21 protein-coding genes are annotated in these 19401 nt (G+C 70.8%); 11 read left to right on the forward strand and 10 right to left on the reverse strand.

Annotated features, from left to right (window positions below; genetic code table 11):
• The first annotated feature begins 2 nt into the window (after positions 1-2).
• The 4 genes from AB0B85_RS24085 (at position 3) to AB0B85_RS24100 (ending at position 3658) form a co-directional block, all read left to right on the forward strand.
• Positions 3-1796 (forward strand): HD domain-containing protein, encoded by a 1794-nt coding sequence (locus AB0B85_RS24085; protein WP_357411016.1) that lies wholly within the window; start codon positions 3-5, stop codon positions 1794-1796.
• 52 nt (positions 1797-1848) lie between these two features.
• Positions 1849-2391, forward strand: coding sequence for an NUDIX domain-containing protein (locus tag AB0B85_RS24090; RefSeq protein WP_357410887.1), 543 nt, complete (start codon positions 1849-1851; stop codon positions 2389-2391).
• Positions 2388-3257 carry a sugar phosphate nucleotidyltransferase gene (locus tag AB0B85_RS24095; protein WP_357410889.1) on the forward strand — a complete coding sequence of 290 codons (870 nt, stop codon included), beginning with the start codon at positions 2388-2390 and terminating at the stop codon, positions 3255-3257. The genes AB0B85_RS24090 and AB0B85_RS24095 overlap by 4 nt, the downstream gene beginning before the upstream one ends.
• 113 nt (positions 3258-3370) lie before the next feature.
• Positions 3371-3658, forward strand: coding sequence for an Lrp/AsnC ligand binding domain-containing protein (locus AB0B85_RS24100; protein ID WP_357410891.1), 288 nt, complete (start codon positions 3371-3373; stop codon positions 3656-3658).
• A gap of 64 nt (positions 3659-3722) precedes the next feature.
• On the opposite strand, the gene AB0B85_RS24105 is transcribed toward AB0B85_RS24100, so the two are convergent.
• From AB0B85_RS24105 to AB0B85_RS24125, 5 genes are all read right to left on the reverse strand, one after another.
• Positions 3723-4412 carry a DUF4142 domain-containing protein gene (locus AB0B85_RS24105; protein WP_357410893.1) on the reverse strand — a complete coding sequence of 230 codons (690 nt, stop codon included), beginning with the start codon at positions 4410-4412 and terminating at the stop codon, positions 3723-3725.
• A 193-nt stretch (positions 4413-4605) separates the two neighbouring features.
• Positions 4606-6237 carry a cytochrome b N-terminal domain-containing protein gene (locus tag AB0B85_RS24110; RefSeq protein WP_357410895.1) on the reverse strand — a complete coding sequence of 544 codons (1632 nt, stop codon included), beginning with the start codon at positions 6235-6237 and terminating at the stop codon, positions 4606-4608.
• Positions 6234-7322, reverse strand: a complete 1089-nt coding sequence (locus AB0B85_RS24115) for a Rieske 2Fe-2S domain-containing protein (protein ID WP_357410897.1) — start codon at positions 7320-7322, stop codon at positions 6234-6236. Before AB0B85_RS24115 ends, AB0B85_RS24110 begins: the two co-directional genes overlap by 4 nt.
• Before the next feature lie 64 nt (positions 7323-7386).
• Positions 7387-8223, reverse strand: coding sequence for a cytochrome c (locus AB0B85_RS24120; RefSeq protein WP_357410899.1), 837 nt, complete (start codon positions 8221-8223; stop codon positions 7387-7389).
• A 70-nt stretch (positions 8224-8293) separates the two neighbouring features.
• On the reverse strand, positions 8294-8893 hold the full coding sequence (locus AB0B85_RS24125; protein WP_357410901.1) for a heme-copper oxidase subunit III: 600 nt from the start codon (positions 8891-8893) through the stop codon (positions 8294-8296).
• A gap of 99 nt (positions 8894-8992) precedes the next feature.
• Between AB0B85_RS24125 and AB0B85_RS24130 the strand changes: the two genes are divergently transcribed.
• The 4 genes from AB0B85_RS24130 to AB0B85_RS24145 all read left to right on the forward strand — a co-directional run bounded on the left by AB0B85_RS24130 (position 8993) and on the right by AB0B85_RS24145 (position 12005).
• Entirely contained in the window at positions 8993-9922 is a 930-nt protein-coding gene (locus AB0B85_RS24130; protein WP_357411018.1) for a cytochrome c oxidase assembly protein, read from the forward strand.
• A gap of 188 nt (positions 9923-10110) precedes the next feature.
• Positions 10111-10506 carry a hypothetical protein gene (locus AB0B85_RS24135; RefSeq protein WP_357410903.1) on the forward strand — a complete coding sequence of 132 codons (396 nt, stop codon included), beginning with the start codon at positions 10111-10113 and terminating at the stop codon, positions 10504-10506.
• 90 nt (positions 10507-10596) lie between these two features.
• The gene (gene trpD, locus AB0B85_RS24140) at positions 10597-11658 is read left to right on the forward strand and encodes an anthranilate phosphoribosyltransferase (RefSeq protein ID WP_357410905.1); all 1062 of its coding nucleotides are present in this window, start codon (positions 10597-10599) and stop codon (positions 11656-11658) included.
• A 140-nt stretch (positions 11659-11798) separates the two neighbouring features.
• Positions 11799-12005 carry a hypothetical protein gene (locus tag AB0B85_RS24145; RefSeq protein ID WP_357410907.1) on the forward strand — a complete coding sequence of 69 codons (207 nt, stop codon included), beginning with the start codon at positions 11799-11801 and terminating at the stop codon, positions 12003-12005.
• A gap of 149 nt (positions 12006-12154) precedes the next feature.
• Here AB0B85_RS24145 and AB0B85_RS24150 read toward each other — a convergent pair whose 3' ends face one another.
• Together AB0B85_RS24150 and coxB are read right to left on the reverse strand one after the other, a co-directional pair.
• Entirely contained in the window at positions 12155-12580 is a 426-nt protein-coding gene (locus AB0B85_RS24150) for a cytochrome c oxidase subunit 4 (RefSeq protein WP_357410909.1), read from the reverse strand.
• A gap of 9 nt (positions 12581-12589) precedes the next feature.
• Positions 12590-13561, reverse strand: a complete 972-nt coding sequence (coxB, locus tag AB0B85_RS24155; protein WP_357410911.1) for a cytochrome c oxidase subunit II — start codon at positions 13559-13561, stop codon at positions 12590-12592.
• Positions 13562-13791: 230 nt separating this feature from the next.
• On the opposite strand from coxB, the gene AB0B85_RS24160 reads away from it, so the two are divergent.
• Both AB0B85_RS24160 and AB0B85_RS24165 read left to right on the forward strand, forming a co-directional pair.
• Complete coding sequence (locus AB0B85_RS24160) at positions 13792-14943, forward strand: aminotransferase class V-fold PLP-dependent enzyme (protein ID WP_357410913.1); 1152 nt, start codon at positions 13792-13794, stop codon at positions 14941-14943.
• Positions 14940-15173: a sulfurtransferase TusA family protein gene (locus AB0B85_RS24165; protein ID WP_357410916.1), complete on the forward strand. Its 234-nt coding sequence runs from the start codon at positions 14940-14942 to the stop codon at positions 15171-15173. The genes AB0B85_RS24160 and AB0B85_RS24165 overlap by 4 nt, the downstream gene beginning before the upstream one ends.
• Positions 15174-15286: 113 nt before the next feature.
• Here the strand turns inward: AB0B85_RS24165 and AB0B85_RS24170 are convergent, their stop codons facing one another.
• From AB0B85_RS24170 to AB0B85_RS24180, 3 genes are all read right to left on the reverse strand, one after another.
• Positions 15287-16264, reverse strand: coding sequence for a carbohydrate kinase family protein (locus AB0B85_RS24170; protein ID WP_357410918.1), 978 nt, complete (start codon positions 16262-16264; stop codon positions 15287-15289).
• Positions 16265-16418: 154 nt separating this feature from the next.
• Positions 16419-16787, reverse strand: a complete 369-nt coding sequence (gene erpA / locus AB0B85_RS24175; RefSeq protein WP_238661535.1) for an iron-sulfur cluster insertion protein ErpA — start codon at positions 16785-16787, stop codon at positions 16419-16421.
• 169 nt (positions 16788-16956) lie between these two features.
• The gene (locus AB0B85_RS24180; protein ID WP_357411020.1) at positions 16957-18096 is read right to left on the reverse strand and encodes a glycerate kinase; all 1140 of its coding nucleotides are present in this window, start codon (positions 18094-18096) and stop codon (positions 16957-16959) included.
• Between the two features lie 67 nt (positions 18097-18163).
• Between AB0B85_RS24180 and nadA the strand changes: the two genes are divergently transcribed.
• Complete coding sequence (nadA, locus tag AB0B85_RS24185; protein ID WP_357410920.1) at positions 18164-19363, forward strand: quinolinate synthase NadA; 1200 nt, start codon at positions 18164-18166, stop codon at positions 19361-19363.
• Positions 19364-19401 lie beyond the last annotated feature (38 nt).

Here is a 19401-nt window from a genome sequence, read left to right on the forward strand (position 1 = left end):
TCGTGGACGTCGACGCCGGACACGGCGCCGCCCTGGGGGGCGCCCTGCCGACACAGCCGGGCGAGCTGCCGCTCGCCCGCCGGCTGCGGTCGTTGTTCAGCTGGCCCACCACCGACTCCGATCCGGTCACCCACCTGGTTCGCACCCACCGGGGCATCCACGCCGGCACCGATCCCGCGGTGCTGCGCCGGGCATACACGATCGCGGAAAACATGCACCGCGGGCAGTTCCGCAAGAGCGGTGAGCCGTACATCACCCATCCGCTCGCGGTGGCGCAGATCTGCGCCGAGCTGGGCATGGACACCACCACCCTGGTCGCGGCACTGCTGCACGACACGGTGGAGGACACCCGCTACACCCTCCAGGCGCTCGCCGAGGACTTCGGCCACGAGGTGGCCCACCTGGTCGACGGGGTGACCAAGTTCGACAAGGCGTTCTACGGCAAGGCCGCCGAGGCCGAGACGATCCGCAAGATGATCGTGGCGGCCGCCAAGGACGTCCGGGTGCTGATCATCAAACTGGCTGATCGACTGCACAACATGCGCACGCTCGGGGTGCGCTCGGCGTCGTCGCGGGAGCGCATCGCCCGCAAGACCCAGGAGGTGCTGGTCCCGCTCTGTGACCGGCTGGGCATCCAGACCCTCAAGCGTGAACTGGACGACGTGGTGCTGCTGCACCTGGAGCCGGACGAGCACGCCCGGCTGGCCCGGCACGTGCACGACCGGCCGGGCTGGGACGCGTACCTCGACGCGGTGGTCAACAGGGCCCGGGTGGCGCTGAAGCGCAGCCGGGTCGACGCCGAGGTGAGCCCCCGCCCCCGGCACCTCTACTCGATCTGGAAGGACACCGTCGCCGGCGGCCACACCGCCCCGTTCGACCTGCCCCGCATCGTGGTGGTGGTCGACGGTCCGGCCACCGACTGTTACGCCGCGCTTGGCGCGATCCACGGCACCTGGCGGCCCATTCCCGGCCGTTTCAAGGACTTCATCGCCTCACCGAAGAACAACCTCTACCGTTCGCTGCACACGAGCGTCTGCGGCCCGCAGGACCGCACGGTGGAGGTGTTGATCCGCACCCAGGAGATGCACCGCTCCGCCGAGTACGGCATCGCCGCCGACTTCCGCTTTCCCCGCTCGGGCAGCAGCAGCGCGGCAGCCCGCGCCGAGCAGTTGGACTGGCTGCGTCGGGTGCTCGACTGGGAGCCGGCCGCCGCCGACCCGGCGCAGTTCCTCGAGTCGTTGCGCTGCGACCTCGCCGAGGGCCAGATCCAGGTCTTCGCCGAGGGGCGGCAGGTCGTGCTGCCGGGCGGCGCCACCCCGGTCGACCTCGCGTACGAGTTGGGCAACGAGCGGGGCGACCACTGTCTCGCGGCGCGGATCAACGGTCGGCTGGCCCCGCTGAGCTCGGAGCTGGACGAGGGCGACGTGGTGGAGATCTTCACCGAGAACGACGGCGACAACGGTTTCGAGGCCGGGGTCGCCTCGCGGGGCCCCCGCCGGGAGTGGTTGGGCTTCGTCAAGTCGCCGCACGCGCAGATGCAGATCAACAAGTGGTTCGCCGAGCACACCGAGCCGGGCATCACGATCAGCGACAAGGTCCGTCTCGGGCGGGCCACCATCGGGCTCACCCTGCGCCAGCACAACCGGGGCCTCGCCAGCGACCTGCCGCTGTTGCGCCTCTCCGAGGAGTTGGGCTACCCCGACCTGGAGACCCTGCTGGTCGCCGTCTTCGACCGGGTGATCGAACCGGACACCGTGGTACGCCAGCTCATCGACCTCGTCGACCATCGACAGTGACCGGGCCGGCCCGGCGCGTCCGAGGGACATTCGTGACCACTAGCCTGGGGTCATGATCCCCCGTTCCCGCGCCACCGGTCGGGCCATCTTCTACCAGGCGTTCTACCGGCTGCCGCTGCCGGTGCGTCGACGCCTGGTCAAGCTGGCGATGCCGAAGTACATCGTCGGTGCGGTCACCCTGGTCCGCGACTCCGAGGCACCGGGCGCCGGGCGGCTGCTGATGCTGCGCCAGCCGCCGGGCAAAGGCTGGTCGCTGCCGGCCGGCCTGCTCGACCGTGGCGAGACCCCGGTGGTGGGCGCGGCCCGCGAGCTGTTCGAGGAGTCCGGCATCCGGCTCCCCCCGTCCCGGCTACGTCCGGCGGTGCCGAACGCGATAGTGCACGCCAAGGGCTGGGTGGACATGGTCTTCGAGACGGAGGTGCCGGCGTCGGGCACTGAGCTGACTGTCGACGGCGCGGAGGTCTTCGAGGCCGGGTGGCACCCGTTGGACGACCTACCCAAGCTGACCTGGCCGACCGCCCGGCTGCTCGCCTACTACAACATCGGGCCGCTGGCCGGGAAGTTCCCGCCGCCGGTCCCCGACGATCTGCCATGACCGGGGCGGCTGCGGTGCCCACGGAGCTGTGCGCGGTGGTGCTCGCCGCCGGCGAGGGCACCCGGTTGCGTCCGCTCACCGAACAGGTGCCCAAGGCGCTCTGCCCGGTGGGCAACGTCCCGCTGCTGGATCGGGCGTTGGCCCGGCTCGCCGGGCTCGGCCTGGTCGGCTCCGCCCGGGTCGCGGTGAACGCCTGCTATCTCGGTGACCAGGTGGTCGCGCACGTCGGCGACCGCGCACACCTGTCCGTCGAGCCGGGCGAGCCGCTGGGCACCGCGGGTGGGGTGGCCAAGCTGCGGGACTGGATCGACGGCCGGCCGGTGCTTGTCGGCAACGCCGACGCGTACCTCGCCGACCCGGCCGCTCCGCCGGGCCCGGACGTGGCCGCCCTGCTCGACGGGTGGGACGGCCACACCGTACGCCTGCTCGGTCAGGCCGCCGCCGACCCGGCGGCACCTGGCACCTTCGCCGGGCACAGCTTCACCGGCTTCTCGCTGCTGCCCTGGCGGCTCGTCCGCGACCTGCCGGTGGTCTTCTCCGACCTGGTCCGCGTCCTCTGGCGCCCGGCGGAGGCGGCGGGTGCGCTGGAGGTGGTGCCGTATCCGGGCACCTTCTACGACACCGGCACCCCCGCCGACTACCTGGCAGCCAACCTGCACGCCGCGAACGGCAGCGCCCTCGTCGACCCGTCCGCCACGGTGACCGGTCGCTGTGCGGAGTCGGTGGTCGGCGCGGGCGCGCGGGTGGACGGCGACGTGTGCCGGACGGTCGTGTGGCCGGGCGCGACAGTGCGCGTCGGCGAACGGCTGCGGGACGTGATCCGGGCGGCCGGGGACCTGACAGTGCCCGCCACCGCTCCCGGCTGACCCGAGCCGGCTGGCCGGCGGGCCGGTGACGCCGCTACTTAATCCCGGCCGCCGACGGGCGGCGGCGGAACATCTAGCATGGGCGACGACGCCGACGAACGGAGAAATGTCCCGTGATCACCGCCATCGTGCTGATCGACTGTGCCACCGACGCGATCCCCGAGGTGGCGGAAACCCTGGCCAGCCTTCCCGGTGTCAGCGAGGTCTACTCGGTGGCCGGGCACGTCGACCTCATCGCCATCGTCCGGGTCCGCGAGTTCGACCAGATCGCCCAGGTCATCGCCGGCAGCATCTCCAAGGTGCCGGGCGTGCTCAACACCGAGTCGCACATCGCGTTCCGGGCGTACTCCCAGCACGACCTGGAAGAGGCGTTCGCGATCGGCCTCTCCAGCGCCGACTGACGAGCACACGCACGGCGGCCGGCCCACCCCCGCGGGCGTGGACCGGCCATCTGCTGTCGCTACGTCAGCTCTCGCTGGGAGCCGGCGTTTCGGTGGTGCCGCCACCCGGGGCCGGAGCCTCGGTGCCGCCACCCGGAGCCGGGGCCTCGGTGCCGGTGCCGCCCGGAGCCGGCGACTCGGTGCCGGTGCCACCCGGGCTGGGCGTACCGCTGGCGCTGGTCTGCGGAACCGGGATGCCCAGCTTGTTGGCGAGCTGCACCAGCTCGTCATAGTGCGCCTGCAGCGTCGGCAGGGCCGTCTGGGCCAACTGGACCACCGACTGCTCGGAGCCCTGCGAGATCTCCGTCTGGGTGGCCTGGATGGCCTGGACGTGGCCGGCCAGCTCACTTGTCACCCAGAGCCGGTCGAACTCCGCGCCGCTGGCGTTGTTCAGCTTGTCGATGACCGCCTGCTGATCGGCGTTCGGCTCGTTCGGCAGTTCCACCCCGAGCTGGGACGCGGTCTGCTGCACGGTCTGGTCCAGCTGGGTGTGGTCGGTCTTCAGCATCGCGCCCAGGTCCTTGACCCCCTGGTCGTGGCCCTTCTGCTGGGCCAGGTCACCGGCGGTGATCTCGAACAGGTTGACCTGGTGTACCGCCTGCAGGTACTGGGTGTCCTGCGTTGACGGCTGTGCCGCGGCCTGCGCGGCCGCAGCCGGCGCGACCCCGACCAGTACCAGCGCGGCCAACAGGCCGAGGCGTTTGATACCCAACATGCTTCCCCCCCTTGAGACGTTGGACCGCACGGATACCCGGCTCACCGGGGTTATTCCTGCGATCACCAGTCGCACGGGGTCGACCGGTCCCGCCGTGGCCGTCCGACTCCTGGCCGGATGGGCGGTGGGTGCCCAGACGACGTGGCGCCCGCCGGAATCCGGCGGGCGCCACGTGCTGGTGCGTTCAGGCTGGTCAGCGGCGGCTGTCGCCGCTGGCGATCTCCTCGCGTTCCGGCCGGGCCTCGACCGGCGGGTGCCCCGGCGAGACCGGCGCCTCGACCGGCTTCTCGATCGGGTAGAAGAAGCCCCGGATGGCCGGGCCGAGTGCCCCGAGCCGGTTCATCTTCTTCGGCACGACCCAGCCGACGTACTCCAACTCGCCGTGGCCGTCCGCGTGCCCGTCCGACGCGCTGAGCGGCTGGTGCACCTCGACGAACCGACCGTCCGGCAGGCGCCGGATGATGCCGGTCTCCACGCCGTGCGCGAGCACCTCCCGGTCGTGCTGCTGCAGACCCAGGCAGAGCCGGTACGTCACGTAGTACGCCAGCGGCGGGACCACGAGCAGACCGATCCGGCCGGCCCAGGTCATCGCGTTCAGGCTGATCTGGAACTTGTCGGCGATCACGTCGTTGGCGCCGGAGAGCGTCAGCACGATGTAGAACGCGACGGCCATGGCGCCCACCGCGGTGCGTGCCGGCGCGTCGCGGGGCCGCTGGAGCAGGTTGTGGTTCTTGCGGTCCTTGAGTTGCCGGGCTTCCAGGAACGGGTACATCGTCGACAGGCCCACCAGGATGCCGGGCAGCACGACAGTCGGCCAGAACAGCGGCGGGATGACGTACCCGTCACCGAGCGGGATCGAAATCTCCCAGGCCGGCATGAGTCGGGTCGAACCGTCGAGGAACATGACGTACCAGTCGGGCTGGCTGGCGGCCGAGACCACCCACGCCTCGTACGGGCCGAACAGCCAGATCGGGTTGATCTGGAACAGACCGCCCATCAGCGCGATGACGCCGAAGACGACCATGAAGAAGCCGCCCTGCTTCAGCGCGTACCGCGGGAACATCCGCTCGCCGACCACGTTGTTGTTGGTCCGGCCGGGGCCGGGCCACTGGGTGTGCTTCTGCTTGAAGACCAGGCCGAGGTGGACGCTGATCAGCGCCAACAGCAGACCGGGGATGAGCAGCACGTGGGCGATGAAGAACCGGCTGATGATGATCGTGCCCGGGAACTCCCCACCGAAGATCGACGAGGTGACCCAGGTGCCGATCACCGGGATGGACAGCATGATCGCCGAGGCGATCCGCAGGCCGGTGCCGGACAGGCCGTCGTCCGGGAGCGAGTAGCCGGTGAAGCCGGCCAGGAAGCCGACCCAGAACAGCAGCGAACCGATGATCCAGTTGGTCTCGCGCGGCTTGCGGAAGGCACCGGTGAAGAAGACCCGCAGCATGTGCACGACGATCGCGGCCATGAACAGCAGCGCCGCCCAGTGGTGCATCTGGCGCATCACCAGACCGCCCCGGACGTCGAACGAGATGTCCAGGCTGGAGGCGTAGGCGGCGGACATCGGGGTGCCCTGCAACGGCGCGTAGCTGCCGTTGTAGACCACCTCGGTCATCGCCGGCTCGAAGAAGAAGGTGAGGAACACACCGGTCAGCAGCAGCACGATGAACGAGAACAGCGCGATCTCGCCGAGCAGGAAGGACCAGTGGTCCGGGAAGACCTTGTTCAGCAGCTTGCGCAGCGGGGTGGCCACCTGGAAGCGGTCGTCCACTCCCACCGCGGCCTTGCCCGGTGTCGCCGCAAGGTCAAACTTTCGACGCTTCATGGCCGCTCCCAGAAGTCAGGCCCAACGGTCTCGGTGTAGTCGGACTTCGCCACGAAGAAGCCCTCGGAGTCCACCTCGATCGGCAGCTGTGGCAACCGCCGGCTGGCCGGGCCGAAGACAGGCTCGGCGTTCCTGGTGATCAGGAACTGGGACTGGTGGCACGGGCAGAGCAGCCGGTTGGTCTGCTGCTCGTACAGGCTGGCCGGGCAGCCGGCGTGCGTGCAGATCTTGGAGAAGGCCGCGTAGTTGCCCCACATGTAGTCGCCGTGGCCGATCCTCTCGTTGGCCCGACGCGACTCCTGCGCGTCGGAGTCCCGGAGGTGGATCAGCAGCGTCGGCGAGTCCGCGTGTCGGTTGCTCACGCCGTGTTCGATGCCGGGGAAGACGGTCAACTGGCCACCGGCGCTGATGTCCGCCGGACGGATCGGCCGGCCGTCCTCGCGCACCAGGCGGATCCGGTCGCCGCCATCGGCCGCGGCGAACCCGGTGGTGAACATCTGGTTGTTCTTGTGCGGCTGGGAGATCAGACCGCCGACCAGCGGCGCGGCGGCGACCGCGGCGACCGGCGCGAGACCGGCCAGCAGCGAGATGCCGAGCAACGGGCGACGCTTCACGCCCAGCTCGTCCGCCATGTAGAGCATGGTCTGACCGGTGATGGTGCGGCCTTCGGAGTCCACCTGCCCCTCGTGCCGGTCCTGGATCGAGACCTCCTTGGGCAGCAACTTCTTGCCCCAGGTCAGGATGCCGAAGCCGACGGCGAGCAGGGCGATGCCGAGGGTGGCGCCCAGCAGCGGGGTGTACCACTTGTCGCCGCCACGGCCCGGCTCGTACTGCCACGGCCACCAGATGTAGATGGCCAGGAACGCGGTCGCGGCCAGACCGGTGATCAGGAAGAACCCGGCGACCACCCGGGTCAGCCGACGCTCCGCCTTGGTGCCGGGCTGCACCTGCGGCTCGTAGTGGACGATCTCGATGTCGTCCCGACGCGCACCCTCGCGAACGATGTCGAACCGGGTCAGCTTGGGGTCATTCACGTCGAGCGGCTCCCGGCCCTGCGGGGCCTGGTGCTCGGTGTGGGTGCTCATGCCGTCACCTCGCTACGGGTGGCGCCGAGCGGCGCCACAGCACTGAATCGGTTGATCCGCCCGGTCACGACTTGCCCGCGATCCACAGGCTGGCGAAGACGAGCGCCACGATGCCCACCAGGAAGATCGCCAGGCCCTCGGTGGACGGGCCGTACCGCCCGAGGTTGAACCCGCCCGGGTCCTGGTCGTGCTTCAGCGTCTCCTGGATGTAGGCGATGATGTCGGCCTTCTGCTCCGGCCGGAGCTGGTTGTCGCCGAACACCGGCATGTTCTGTGGGCCGCTCAACATCGCCGCGTAGATCTGCCGGTCGGTGGCCGGGTGCAGGCTCGGGGCGAACTTGCCCGAGGAGAGCGCGCCGCCGCCACCGCCGAACGCGTGACACTGCGAGCAGTTGATCCGGAACAGCTCGCCGCCGGCCGCGACGTTGCCGTCCTCGCGCAGGTCGTCGCCCTCGGGCACGACCGGGCCGCCACCGAGCTCCTGGATGTACTGGGCGAGCTGACGGGTCTGCTCGTCGGTGAAGACGGGGGGCTTGCGGTGCGCCTGGGCCTCCTGGCGGGCCAGCGGCATCCGCCCGGAGCTGACCTGGAACTCGACAGAGGCCGCGCCGACGCCGATCAGGCTCGGCCCGCGACCCTCGACACCCTGGGCGTTACGGCCGTGACAGGTCACACAGCTCACGTCGAACAGCGCCTTGCCCTCGGCGGCGGCACCGGTCAGCGGCGGGTTGTCCTGTGCCTGGGCACCCGGGGCGAAGACGGTGTAGGCGCCGCCGGCGAGCATCAGCGCGGCGATCAGCCGGACCGCGGCGCCCAGCCGGCGGCGGCCCCTGCTGCGCGCGGCGGGCCGCTCACGCAACCGCGCGAGCAGACCGCGTCGGCGGTCGTTGTCAGAAGTCATGAGCGGTGTCCTTAACCGGTTGGACCTGTCTCAGGGGACGGAGCAGCAGCGCGGGATGTGACGCGCAAGATCACTGAAGCCAGTAGATCATGAAGTACAGCCCGATCCACACGACGTCAACGAAGTGCCAGTAGTACGACACGACGATCGCCGAGGTCGCCTGCGCCGGGGTGAACCGGCCCATGGTGGTACGGACCATGAAGATGATGAAGGCGATCAGGCCGCCGGTCACGTGCAGGCCGTGGAAGCCGGTGGTCAGGTAGAACACCGACCCGTAGCCGTCTCCGTTGATCTTGATGCCGTCCTCGACCAGGTGCCGGTACTCGTTCAGCTGGCCGAGCACGAAGATCAGGCCCATCACGAAGGTGACGGTGAACCAGCGCCGCAGCGCGTGCACGTCGCCCTTCTCCGCCGCGAAGACGCCGAGCTGGCAGGTGATGGAGGACAGCACGAGGATCACCGTGAAGGTGGTCGCGTACGGGATGTTCAGCGCCTCGGTGTGCTTCTCCCACTGCTCCGGCGCAGCCGCGCGGATCGAGAAGTACATCGCGAACAGCGCCGCGAAGAACATGAGTTCGCTGGAGAGCCACACGATCGTCCCGACGCTGACCATGTTCGGTCGGGTCAGAGAGTGGATCCGGCTCTTGTCAATGGCTGGGGCCGCAGTCACGCCGTCATTATTGCCCCTGACCGGGGCCGGCGATCAGCGGGGTGGCAAACCTGCGCCTTCCGTGGCCCGAGCGTCAGGGTCCGGTTCGCCTGGCCTAGCCTGAAAAGCGTGCTGCACGTCGATCCGATCTTCGCCGCCACCTCGGCACCGCCGCCGTTCACCGTCGGCGCGGTGCTTACCGAGACCCGGCTGGACAGCTGGCTGGCCCTCGGCCTGGTGCTCGCCGCCGGCCTGTACCTCTACGGGGTGTACCGGCTGCGCCTGCGCGGCGACCGCTGGCCGGTCGCCCGTACGGTGTTCTTCCTCGGCCCCGGGCTGGGCGGCATCGCGCTGGTCACGGTCAGCGGGCTGCACGCCTACGACACGGCACTGCTGTCCGTGCACATGATCCAGCACATGGTGCTGTCCATGGTGGCGCCGATCTTCCTGGCGCTGGGCGCGCCGATGACCCTGGCCCTGCGCACCCTGCCGGTCGGGCCACGCAAACGCCTGCTGGCGATCGTGCACAGTCGGGTCGCCCGGATCTACAGCTTCCCGCTTGTGGCGTTCGCCATCTTCGTGGTCAACCCGTTCGTGTTGTACTTCAGCAACCTGTACCAGTTCACCCTCGAACACGCCTGGGCGCACGAGCTGGTGCACGCGCACTTCATCATGACCGGTTGTGTGTTCTTCTGGCCGCTGCTCGGCCTCGACCCGCTGCCCGGCCGCTGGCCGTACCCGGCGCGGGCCCTCCTGATGCTGCTCTCGGTGCCGTTCCACACAGTGCTCGGCCTCACCATCATGCAGAGCACCACCCTCCTCGGCGGCGACTGGTACCCGTCACTCAACCTGAGCTGGTCCGACCCCCGGGCGGACCAGGTGGTCGCCGGCGGCATCCTCTGGGCCGGTGGTGAGTTCGTCAGTGTGACAATGCTCGCGGTGCTGGTGGTGCAGTGGATCAAGCAGTCCGAGCGGGAGGCCCGCCGGGTCGACCGCGAGCTGGACCGCCAGGAGGCCCGCGAGCGCGCCGGCGACGCCGCACCCGCCTGAGCTGCCCGGACGGTACGCCCCAATGCCTGACGCCGGGCGGGATGTCGGCTACGTCACGCCGACCGGTACGATCTGCGGGCAGCTACGAGGTGGAAGCGGAGTGCCGGCATGAGTGAGCGCAGCGAACGAATCATCGGGCTCAGTGCGGTGGTGCCTCATGACGGCACGGAGCGAAGCGGAGTGCCGGCATGAGTGATCGTCTTTGCACCGTCTTGCTCTACAGCGACGACCCGCAGGTCCGTGAGCGGATGCGGATGGCCGTCGGCACCCGGCCCGCGCCCGGCCTGCAGATCGAGTTCGTCGAGGCGTCGACCTACGCGGAGACCATCCGGCTGGTCGACGACTACGAGATCGACCTGCTGCTGCTCGACGGTGAGGCGAGCCCGGGTGGTGGCATCGGCATCGCCCGGCAGATCAAGGACGATCGCGACGACGCTCCCCCGACCTGCCTGGTGATCGCCCGCGCCGCGGACCGATGGCTCGCGGCGTACGCCGAGGTCGACGCCACGCTCGTGCACCCGCTCGACCCGGTGACCACCGGCGGCACGGTGGCCGAGCTGCTGCGGACGCACGCGCCCGCCTGACGTCCCGCAGCTGTCTGGCACGGTCGCGGCGCCGGACCCACCGGCGCCGGTTCCAGCCCACCCGCACTTCGCACGCTCGGGAGGCCCGCCATGGGCGATCGGACCTGGCCGCACCTGCTCAACTCGCTGTTGCACGGCGAGGAGCTGTCCACCGCCGACACGGCTTGGGCGATGGACGAGATCATGACCGGTTCGGCGAGCGCGGCGCGGATCGCCGGCTTCGCCATCGCGCTGCGGGCCAAGGGCGAGACCCCGGCTGAGCTTGCCGGTCTCGTCGAGGCGATGCTGGGCCGTTCGGTGCCGGTGGTGCTTCCCGAGGAGCTGCGCCGCACCGCGCTCGACGTGGTCGGCACCGGCGGTGACCTCGCCCACACGGTAAACATCTCCACGATGACAGCGCTTGTGGTCGCTGGCGCGGGCGTACGCGTGGTGAAGCACGGCAACCGGGCCGCCTCCTCCCTGTGCGGCACGGCCGACCTGCTGGAGTTCCTCGGCATTCCGCTCGACCTCGGCCCCGAACAGGTGGCCCGCTGCGTCGAGGAGGCGGGCATCGGGTTCTGCTTCGCGGCCCGCTTCCACCCCGGGATGCGGCACGCCGGTCCGATCCGCCGCGAGGTGGGGGTGCCCACCTTCTTCAACTTCCTCGGCCCGCTCACCAACCCGGCCCGTCCCCGGTCCGGCGCGGTCGGCTGCTTCGACCTGCGGATGGCCCCGGTGATGGCGAGCGTGTTCGCCGCCCGCGGCGACTCGGCGATCGTGATGCGCGGCGAGGACGGTCTGGACGAGTTCACCACTGCCGCGCCGACCCGGGTCTGGGCGGCCCAGAACGGCACCGTACGTGAGGCCGTGCTGGACGCGACGGACCTCGGGGTGCCCCGGTCCACCCTGCAGGAGCTGCGGGGCGGTGACGCCGCGTACAACGCCGGGGTGGCCCGTCGCCTGCTGGCTGGTGAGACGGGTCCGGTCCGGGACGCGGTACTTGTCAACGCCGCCGCGGCGCTGGCCACCCAGGGTCCGCTCGACGGCGACCTGACCGAGGCGCTGCGCACGGGGATGAACCGGGCCGCCGAGTCGATCGACTCCGGCGCGGCCGCCGCGACCCTGGACCGCTGGATCAAGACCGCGGCGGCCCTCGGGCCGGCGCCCGTCTGACGCGTCACCCTCCACCGGCCGGTGCTGAGCGGAGATTTGTCGGACCCGCGTGGAAAACTACAGGCGAGTAGTTCTCCGCTTCCGTTGTCGGTAGTTGTCGCATCCGGGGGCGGTTCGCCTGGAGTGAGAAGGAGACACCCGTGTCGCACCGCGAGCTCTACTGCGATGTCTGCGAGGGCGTGGCACCGTTCGAGCCGCCGCCCTGCGTCGACGGCCACGACACCGACTGTCCCGAGCTGGTCTGCACCGGCTGCGGCGCGGCAGTGCTGATCGCCACGTTCACGCCTGCGGTCACCCGGCTGGCCGAGCGTCGACGCCGCCAGCCCACCCGCCGTCACGCCGCCTGAGACTTCCCGCACCGCCCGGCCGAGCGCGACGACGGCCCACCCGCGACCTCCGCGCCCCGATCGGGTCGCGCCACGACGAAGGCCCGCTCCCCGGTGGGGTGCGGGCCTTCGTGGTGTACGGGGTCGGTCGCGACGGGCGACCGGTTGGATCAGTGTTCGGCGGTGCGCCGGGTGCCGCTGTAGTACTCGAACAGCAGCCCGCAGGCGGAGAAGACGACAGCGACAAGGCCGGCGCCGATCAACCAGTACTGCCAGAACACCAGACCGAGCGCGGCGATCGCGGCGGCCAGGGCCAGACCGAACGGCCAGTAGCTGCCCGGGCTGAAGAAGCCGACCTCACCGGCGCCGTCGGCGATCTCGGCGTCCGGACGGTCCTCGGGGCGCAGGTCGATGCGGCGGGAGACGAACCAGAAGAAGCCACCGCACATCGAGCAGAGTAGGAACGACAGCAGCAGGGCCACGGTGCCCACCCACTCGATGCCGCCGGACGCACCGTTGGTCCAGGCGCCGTAGAGGATGGTGGCACCGAGGAGGAACCCGGCGATGATCAGGAAGATACGCCACTCGGTCTTCATGCGGCTGCCTCAGCTTCCCGTGCGGGCCGGAACTTTGTCCGGGTTGAAGTTGTCCTGCGTCCGCCGGGTGTCGAACGGCTGGGTGGTCTCCGCGTACGGCTGCTCACCGATCTGCGTCAGCGCGTCCTGGGTCGACTTGCCGCTCTGCTTGGCCGCCAGGAACTGGTCGTACTTCTCCGGCGAGACCACCCGCAGCTCGAAGTTCATGAACGCGTGGTAGCTGCCGCACAGTTCGGCGCAGCGACCGACGTAGGCGCCCTCGGCGTCCAGACTGGAGACCTCGAACACGTTGCGGATCTTGCCCGGCATGACGTCCCGCTTGAACAGCAGCTCCGGCACCCAGAACGAGTGGATGACGTCGCGGCTGGTCTCCTCGAAGCGGATGGACCGGCCGGTCGGAAGCACCAGCACCGGAATGACCTCGCTGGTGCCCAGCGTCGACGCGGTGGTGCGGGCCTCCGGGCCCTGGCCGTCGCGGTAGTTGAACTGCCAGTTCCACTTGAAGGCGACGACCTCGACAGTGACGTCCGGGTTCTTCGACAACTTGTCGACGTCGGTCTGCACGATCGCCGTGTAGTAGAAGAGCACGGAGACGATCAGGATCGGCGCGATGGTGTAGAGGAACTCCATCGGCAGGTTGTAGCGGGTCTGCACCGGCAGCGTGTTGCCACGCTTGCGGTAGCGCACCACGCACCAGAAGATCAGGCCCCACACGAAGACGCCTACCGCGAGCGCGGCGATGCAGGAGGCGATCCACAGGTCGTACATCCGCTTGGACTCCGCCGAGATGCCGCCCTGCGGCCAGCCGAAGCCGTCAAAGGCCCGGCCCACATCACAGCCCGTGAGCAGGACCAGCAGCGCCACGCCACTGAGACCGAGCCCGGCCAACCGACCAGCACCACGCCCCCGGCGTCCACCGACCCCTGGCGAAGCGCTGTGCCGTACGGCCGACGGCCGTACCTCCGAACTCCTTGCGACCACCTGGTCCTGCCTCCCTAGCGCGCCGCGGTGCGTCTTTCGTCAGCACCGGCGGCAAAGGCGTCACCGACGGTCGCAGATTACTCGACCATGACGGACTCGACCGTGGTGGGGTCACTGTCCGCCCCCCATTGGGGGGATGATGGGCATACCGCCGCGATACCGTGTCGATCTGTGAGCGCGAGGAGCGAGCCGGGGTTGCGAGCCCCGCAGTCGCGAACGAAGGCGGATCTGTGAGCGCATCCCCGGTCTACCTGGACGCGGCGACCGCCGCGCCGATGCATCCGGTCGCGCGGCAGGCGCTGCTTGCCGCGTTCGACGACGGTTGGGCCGACCCGGGCAAGCTCTACGCCCAGGCCCGCCGGGCCCGGCAGCTGCTCGACGCCGCCCGCGAGGCCACCGCGGTGACGCTCGGCGTCCGCCCGGACGAGGTGTCCTTCACCCCCAGCGGTACGACAGCGGCGCACGGCGCGGTGCTCGGTGCCCTGGCGGCCCGGCACCGGGTCGGGTCGACGCTTGTGCACTCGGCGATCGAGCACTCGGCGGTGCTGCACGCGGCGGAGCGACACGTGGCGGCCGGTGGGACCGCGACCGACGTACCGGTTGACCGGTTGGGTCGGTTGGACCTGCCCGCGTGGTCGGCCGCCGTCCACGCGCCCGGGGTCGCGCTGGCCGCGCTGATCACTGCCAGTCACGAGGTGGGGACCGTGCAGCCGGTCGCCGAGGCGGCTGCCGCCTGCGCCGAGGTGGGGGTGCCGCTCTACGTGGACGCCGCGCAGTCGGTCGGCCGGGTGCCCCTGCCGGCCGGCTGGTCGGTGCTCAGCGCCAGCGCCCACAAGTGGGGTGGCCCGCCCGGGGTGGGGGTGCTGGCGGTGCGTAAGGGCACCCGCTGGGAGTCGCCCTGGCCGGCCGACGAGCGGGAGGGTGGGCGTACCCCTGGGGTGGTGAACCTGCCGGCGGTGGTGGCGGCGGCGGCGAGCCTGCGGGCGGCGGCGGCGGACGCGGCGGCCGAGGCGACCCGGTTGGCCACGCTCGTGGATCGGATCCGGACCCGGGTCGCGGTGGAGGTGCCCGACGTGGAGGTAGTTGGCGACCCGGTACGCCGGCTCCCCCACCTGGTCACCTTCTCGTGCCTGTACGTCGACGGTGAGGCGCTGTTGCACGCGCTGGACCGGCGAGGTTTCGCCGTGTCGTCCGGTTCGTCCTGCACGTCGTCCACGCTGCGGCCGTCGCACGTGCTGGAGGCGATGGGGGTGCTCTCGCACGGCAACGTGCGGGTCAGCCTGCACCGGGAGACGACCGAGGCGGACGTCGAACGCTTTCTCGGCGAGTTGCCCGGGATCGTCGCCGAGTTGCGCGCCGAGGCGGGGGTGGTGGGGCTGTGACGATGCCGGACGAGGTGATCGACTGTCGGGGGCAGCGGTGCCCGCTGCCCGTGATCGCGGCGGCCCGGCGGCTGCCGCGGGTGCCGGTCGGCACGGTGGTCAGGGTGCTCGCCGACGACCCGGCGGCGGCGGTCGACATTCCCGCCTGGTGCCGGATGCGCGGCCAGGAGTTCCTCGGGTCGGTCGACGGGCCCGAAGGCCCCGCCTACGACGTCCGCCGCCTGCACTGACGGCCGCCAGACGCGTCGATCATGGAGTTGTGGTGGGGACAAAAGGGCGCATAAGCCACCATCCGGCCACCACGGCTCCATGATCGACGCCGCACGGCGGCGCGGGGTCGGGGCTACGGGAGAAGGTGGGGGCGGACCTCGTCGGCGGCGACGTCGCCGTAGGACTCGGCAAGGCGCTTGACGAACAGGTCGCGGCGGACGTCGTACTCCTGGGTCCCGACGGTTTCCAGGACGAGCGTGGCCAGCAGCGAGCCGACCTGGGCGGCCCGTTCCAGCCCGACCCCCCAGGAGAGCGCGGTGAAGAACCCGGCCCGGAAGCCGTCGCCCACCCCGGTCGGGTCGACCGCCCGGGTCTCCCGCGCGATCGGTACGTGGATCGGGTCGATGCCCTGCCCGGCGATCTCCACACCGTGCTTGCCCAGCGTGGTCACCCGGACCTTGACCAGGTCCAGCAGCTGGTCGTCGCTCAGCTTCGCCTTGCTCTGCAACAGCGACTTCTCGTAGTCGTTCGTCATCAGGTACTCGGCGCCCTCGATCAGCGCCACCACGTCCTCGCCGGGCATCCGGGCGAGCTGCTGCGACGGGTCGGCGGCGAACGCGTACCCGCGGGTGCGGCACTCGGCGGAGTGCCGCAGCATCGCCTCGGGGTCGTTGGCGCCGACAAGCACCAGGTCCAGGCCGCCGAGCCGGTCGGCGACCGGGGCCAGCTCGATGTTGCGGGCCTCGCTCATCGCGCCGGCGTAGAACGAGGCGATCTGGCACATGTCGGTGTCGGTGGTGCAGACGAAGCGGGCGGTGTGTGCCACCTCGCTGACGTGCACCGAGTCGCAGTCGACGCCGTGGCGCTCCAGCCAGGAGCGGTAGTCGGCGAAGTCCGCTCCGACCGCGCCGAGCAGCACCGGGCGCATCCCGAGCTGCCCCATGCCGAAGGAGATGTTCGCCGCGACGCCACCGCGACGGAGCACGAGATCGTCCACCAGGAAGGAGAGGGACACCTTGTGCAGCTGATCGGCGATGAGCTGGTCGGCGAAGCGACCGGGAAAGCTCATCAGGTGATCGGTGGCGATCGAGCCGGTCACGGCGATCTTCATGTCAACCTCGGGGTCGGGAGCAGGGCGCGGTCAGCCTACCGGCCCGGCCACCCGACGGTCTCCGGTCGGTCTGACAACGGCAACCAGCGGGACACCGGCACGACGAGGGGCCGCCCCGTAGGACGGCCCCGTCATCGCTTGTGTGGTGCGTGACTCAGTTGAACGAGTCACCGCAGGCGCAGGAGTTGCCCGCGTTGGGGTTGTCGATGGTGAAGCCCTGGGCGTCGATCCGGTCGGCGAAGTCGATCGTCGCGCCGGACAGGTACGGGGCGCTCATCCGGTCGACGACGACCCCGACGCCGCCGAAGTCGGTGACGACATCACCGTCGAGCGAACGCTCGTCGAAGAAGAGCTGGTACCGCAGGCCGGAACAGCCGCCCGGCTGCACGGCGACGCGGAGCCGCAGGTCGTCGCGGCCCTCCTGCTCGATCAGGGCCTTGACCTTCTGCGCCGCGACGTCGGTGAGGACGACGGAAGTAGGGGCCTGGGCCTCGGTCGACTCGGTCTGCGCTGGCGTGGTCACGTGGAAGTCTCCCTGCGCGGTGTGGGTCCGGACGCACTGGGCAACGCTGTGCGCCGTCCAGTGATTCCCGATTGTGGTCCGCTCCCGATCCTACGCCGCCCCGGCCCAACTCACCCGCGTGGCGTGATCGCCGCCGCAGGTCGACCCCGGTGACGGACGCTCGGCGCCCTCAGCGGCTCCACTGCCGGGCCAGCCGCGCGCCCAGCTCGTGCAGCCCCGCCGCCGGTCGGCTCAGGGCGGCGTCGAGCCCGCCGCGCTCCTCGCCGCCGAAGTGCTCGACCAGGCTGTACGCGTCGGTAACCCCGGCCGAGGCGGCCTCCCGCCGGCCGGTACTCACCTGCCCGGCCACCACCACGCAGGGCACTCCCCGGTCGCGGGCGGCACCGGCCACCCCGGCGACGACCTTGCCGCGCAGCGACTGGTGGTCGAACGACCCCTCGCCGGTGATCACCAGGTCGGCGCTGTCCAGGGCCGCGTCCAGTCGGGTGGCCCGGGTGACCAGGCCGATTCCCGACTCGCAGCCGCCGCCCAGGGCGAGGATGGCCGCGCCGATGCCACCGGCGGCCCCACCTCCGGGCAACGTGCCGAGCCCCGCCGGGCAGCCGGTCAGCTCGCGCTCCAGCAGCTGGGCGAAACGTTCGAGCGCGGCGTCGAGCAGCAGCACGTCCGCCCGGTCGGCGCCCTTCTGCGGACCGAACACGTTGCTCGCACCGTGCAGGCCGAGCAGCGGGTTGTCCACGTCGGTGGCCGCGACCAGCCGGACGCCACGCAGCCGGGGTACGCCGTCGAGGGCGTCGACCAGGGCCAACGCCGCCCCGCCGTACGGCAGCGCGGCGCCGCCCGCGTCGAGTGGGGTCAGGCCCAGTGCGGTGAGCATGCCGGCTCCCGCGTCGTTGGTGGCGGAGCCGCCCAGCCCGATCACCACCGTCCGGGCGCCGCTCTCCACCGCGGCGGCCACCAGCAGACCCAGCCCGTACGAGGTGGTGGCCTTCGGGTCCCGTTCGGCGGTGGCGAGCAGGTGCAGCCCGCAGGCCTGGGCGCTCTCCAGGTAGGCGGTCGCGCCGTCGGCGGTGAGCAGGATCTCACCGGCCGCCGGACGGCCCAGCGGGTCGACGGTGGCCACCGGTATCCGCCGGCCACCGAGGGCCTCGGCGAGCACCTCCACGAAGCCGGGACCGCCGTCGGCGAGTGGTCGGATCAGCAGCTCGTCGCCGTCGGTGACGGTGCGCCAGCCGTCGGCCACCGCGGCGGCCACCTCCGGTGCGGACAGGGTGCCGGCGAACTTGTCCGGGCAGAGCAGCACGCGCATGCCGAGCAGTGTGGCAGCCCACACCGAGGGAAGATGCGTCGCGCTCCTGCTGTGGGACCATGGCTGGGTGACTTCGACCTGGCTGGAACCCTCCAACACCGCGACGGCTCTGCTGCTGCTCGGCCGGGGCAGCGACCCCGACACCGAGCGCGGCGTCGAGTGTCCGGGTGACCTACCGGCGCCGAGCGACCCGGATCTGGTCGCCCGCGCCACCGCGGCGAAGGCGAAGCTGGGCAGCAAGGTCTTCGTGCTGGGGCACCACTACCAACGCGACGAGGTGATCCAGTTCGCCGACGTGACGGGCGACTCGTTCAAGCTGGCCCGGGAGGCCGCGGCCCGGCCGGACGCGGAGTACATCGTCTTCTGCGGTGTGCACTTCATGGCCGAGAGCGCCGACATCCTCACCACCGACGCCCAGCGGGTGATCCTGCCGGACCTGGCGGCGGGCTGCTCGATGGCGGACATGGCGGTCCTGGGCCAGGTCGAGGCCGCCTGGGACACGCTTGCCGAGTTGGGCATCGCTGGCGAGACAGTGCCGGTGACGTACATGAACTCGTCGGCCGACATCAAGGGCTTCGTCGGCCGCAACGGCGGCGTGGTCTGCACCTCGTCCAACGCCAAGCGGGCCCTGGACTGGGCGTTCGAGCAGGGCTCGAAGGTGCTCTTCCTGCCCGATCAGCACCTGGGCCGCAACACGGCGGTGCTGGAGATGGGCCTGTCGCTTGACGACTGTGTGCTCTACGACCCGCACAAGCCCGGCGGCGGGCTCACCCCGGAGCAGCTGCGCGACGCCAAGATGATCCTCTGGCGGGGGCACTGCTCGGTGCACGGCCGGTTCACCCTCGACAGCGTCAACGACGTCCGCGAGCGGGTGCCGGGCGTCAACGTGCTGGTCCACCCGGAGTGCCGGCACGAGGTGGTCACCGCTGCCGACTACGTGGGCTCCACCGAATACATCATCAAGGCCGTCGAGGCGGCTCCGGCCGGTTCGGCGTGGGCGCTCGGCACCGAGTTGAACCTGGTCCGCCGGCTCGCGCTGGCCCACCCGGACAAGCAGATCATGTTCCTGGACAAGGCCGTCTGCTACTGCTCGACGATGAACCGGATCGATCTGCCCCACCTGGTCTGGGCTCTCGAGGAGCTGGTCGCGGGCCGGGTGGTCAACCAGATCACCGTGGACGCGGACACCGCGTACCACGCCCGGGTCGCGCTGGACCAGATGCTCGCCCTGCCCGGTGCGGACACCCCGCCGCCGGCGGTGTCCTGATCACGATCCGTAGCGCTCTTGGTACGCAAAAGTGCCGG

The sequence above is a fragment of the Micromonospora sp. NPDC049044 genome (assembly GCF_040649215.1).
Taxonomy (GTDB): domain Bacteria; phylum Actinomycetota; class Actinomycetes; order Mycobacteriales; family Micromonosporaceae; genus Micromonospora.

Excerpts from the sequence above, each read along its gene's own strand:
- AB0B85_RS24090 (WP_357410887.1), top strand. The coding sequence starts at position 1,849 with ATGATCCCCCGTTCCCGCGCCACCGGTCGGGCCATCTTCTACCAGGCG.
- AB0B85_RS24095 (WP_357410889.1), top strand. The coding sequence starts at position 2,388 with ATGACCGGGGCGGCTGCGGTGCCCACGGAGCTGTGCGCGGTGGTGCTC.
- AB0B85_RS24105 (WP_357410893.1), bottom strand. The coding sequence starts at position 4,412 with ATGTTGGGTATCAAACGCCTCGGCCTGTTGGCCGCGCTGGTACTGGTC.
- AB0B85_RS24110 (WP_357410895.1), bottom strand. The coding sequence starts at position 6,237 with ATGAAGCGTCGAAAGTTTGACCTTGCGGCGACACCGGGCAAGGCCGCG.
- AB0B85_RS24115 (WP_357410897.1), bottom strand. The coding sequence starts at position 7,322 with ATGAGCACCCACACCGAGCACCAGGCCCCGCAGGGCCGGGAGCCGCTC.
- AB0B85_RS24120 (WP_357410899.1), bottom strand. The coding sequence starts at position 8,223 with ATGACTTCTGACAACGACCGCCGACGCGGTCTGCTCGCGCGGTTGCGT.
- AB0B85_RS24135 (WP_357410903.1), top strand. The coding sequence starts at position 10,111 with ATGAGTGATCGTCTTTGCACCGTCTTGCTCTACAGCGACGACCCGCAG.
- trpD (WP_357410905.1), top strand. The coding sequence starts at position 10,597 with ATGGGCGATCGGACCTGGCCGCACCTGCTCAACTCGCTGTTGCACGGC.
- AB0B85_RS24150 (WP_357410909.1), bottom strand. The coding sequence starts at position 12,580 with ATGAAGACCGAGTGGCGTATCTTCCTGATCATCGCCGGGTTCCTCCTC.
- AB0B85_RS24170 (WP_357410918.1), bottom strand. The coding sequence starts at position 16,264 with ATGAAGATCGCCGTGACCGGCTCGATCGCCACCGATCACCTGATGAGC.
- AB0B85_RS24180 (WP_357411020.1), bottom strand. The coding sequence starts at position 18,096 with ATGCGCGTGCTGCTCTGCCCGGACAAGTTCGCCGGCACCCTGTCCGCA.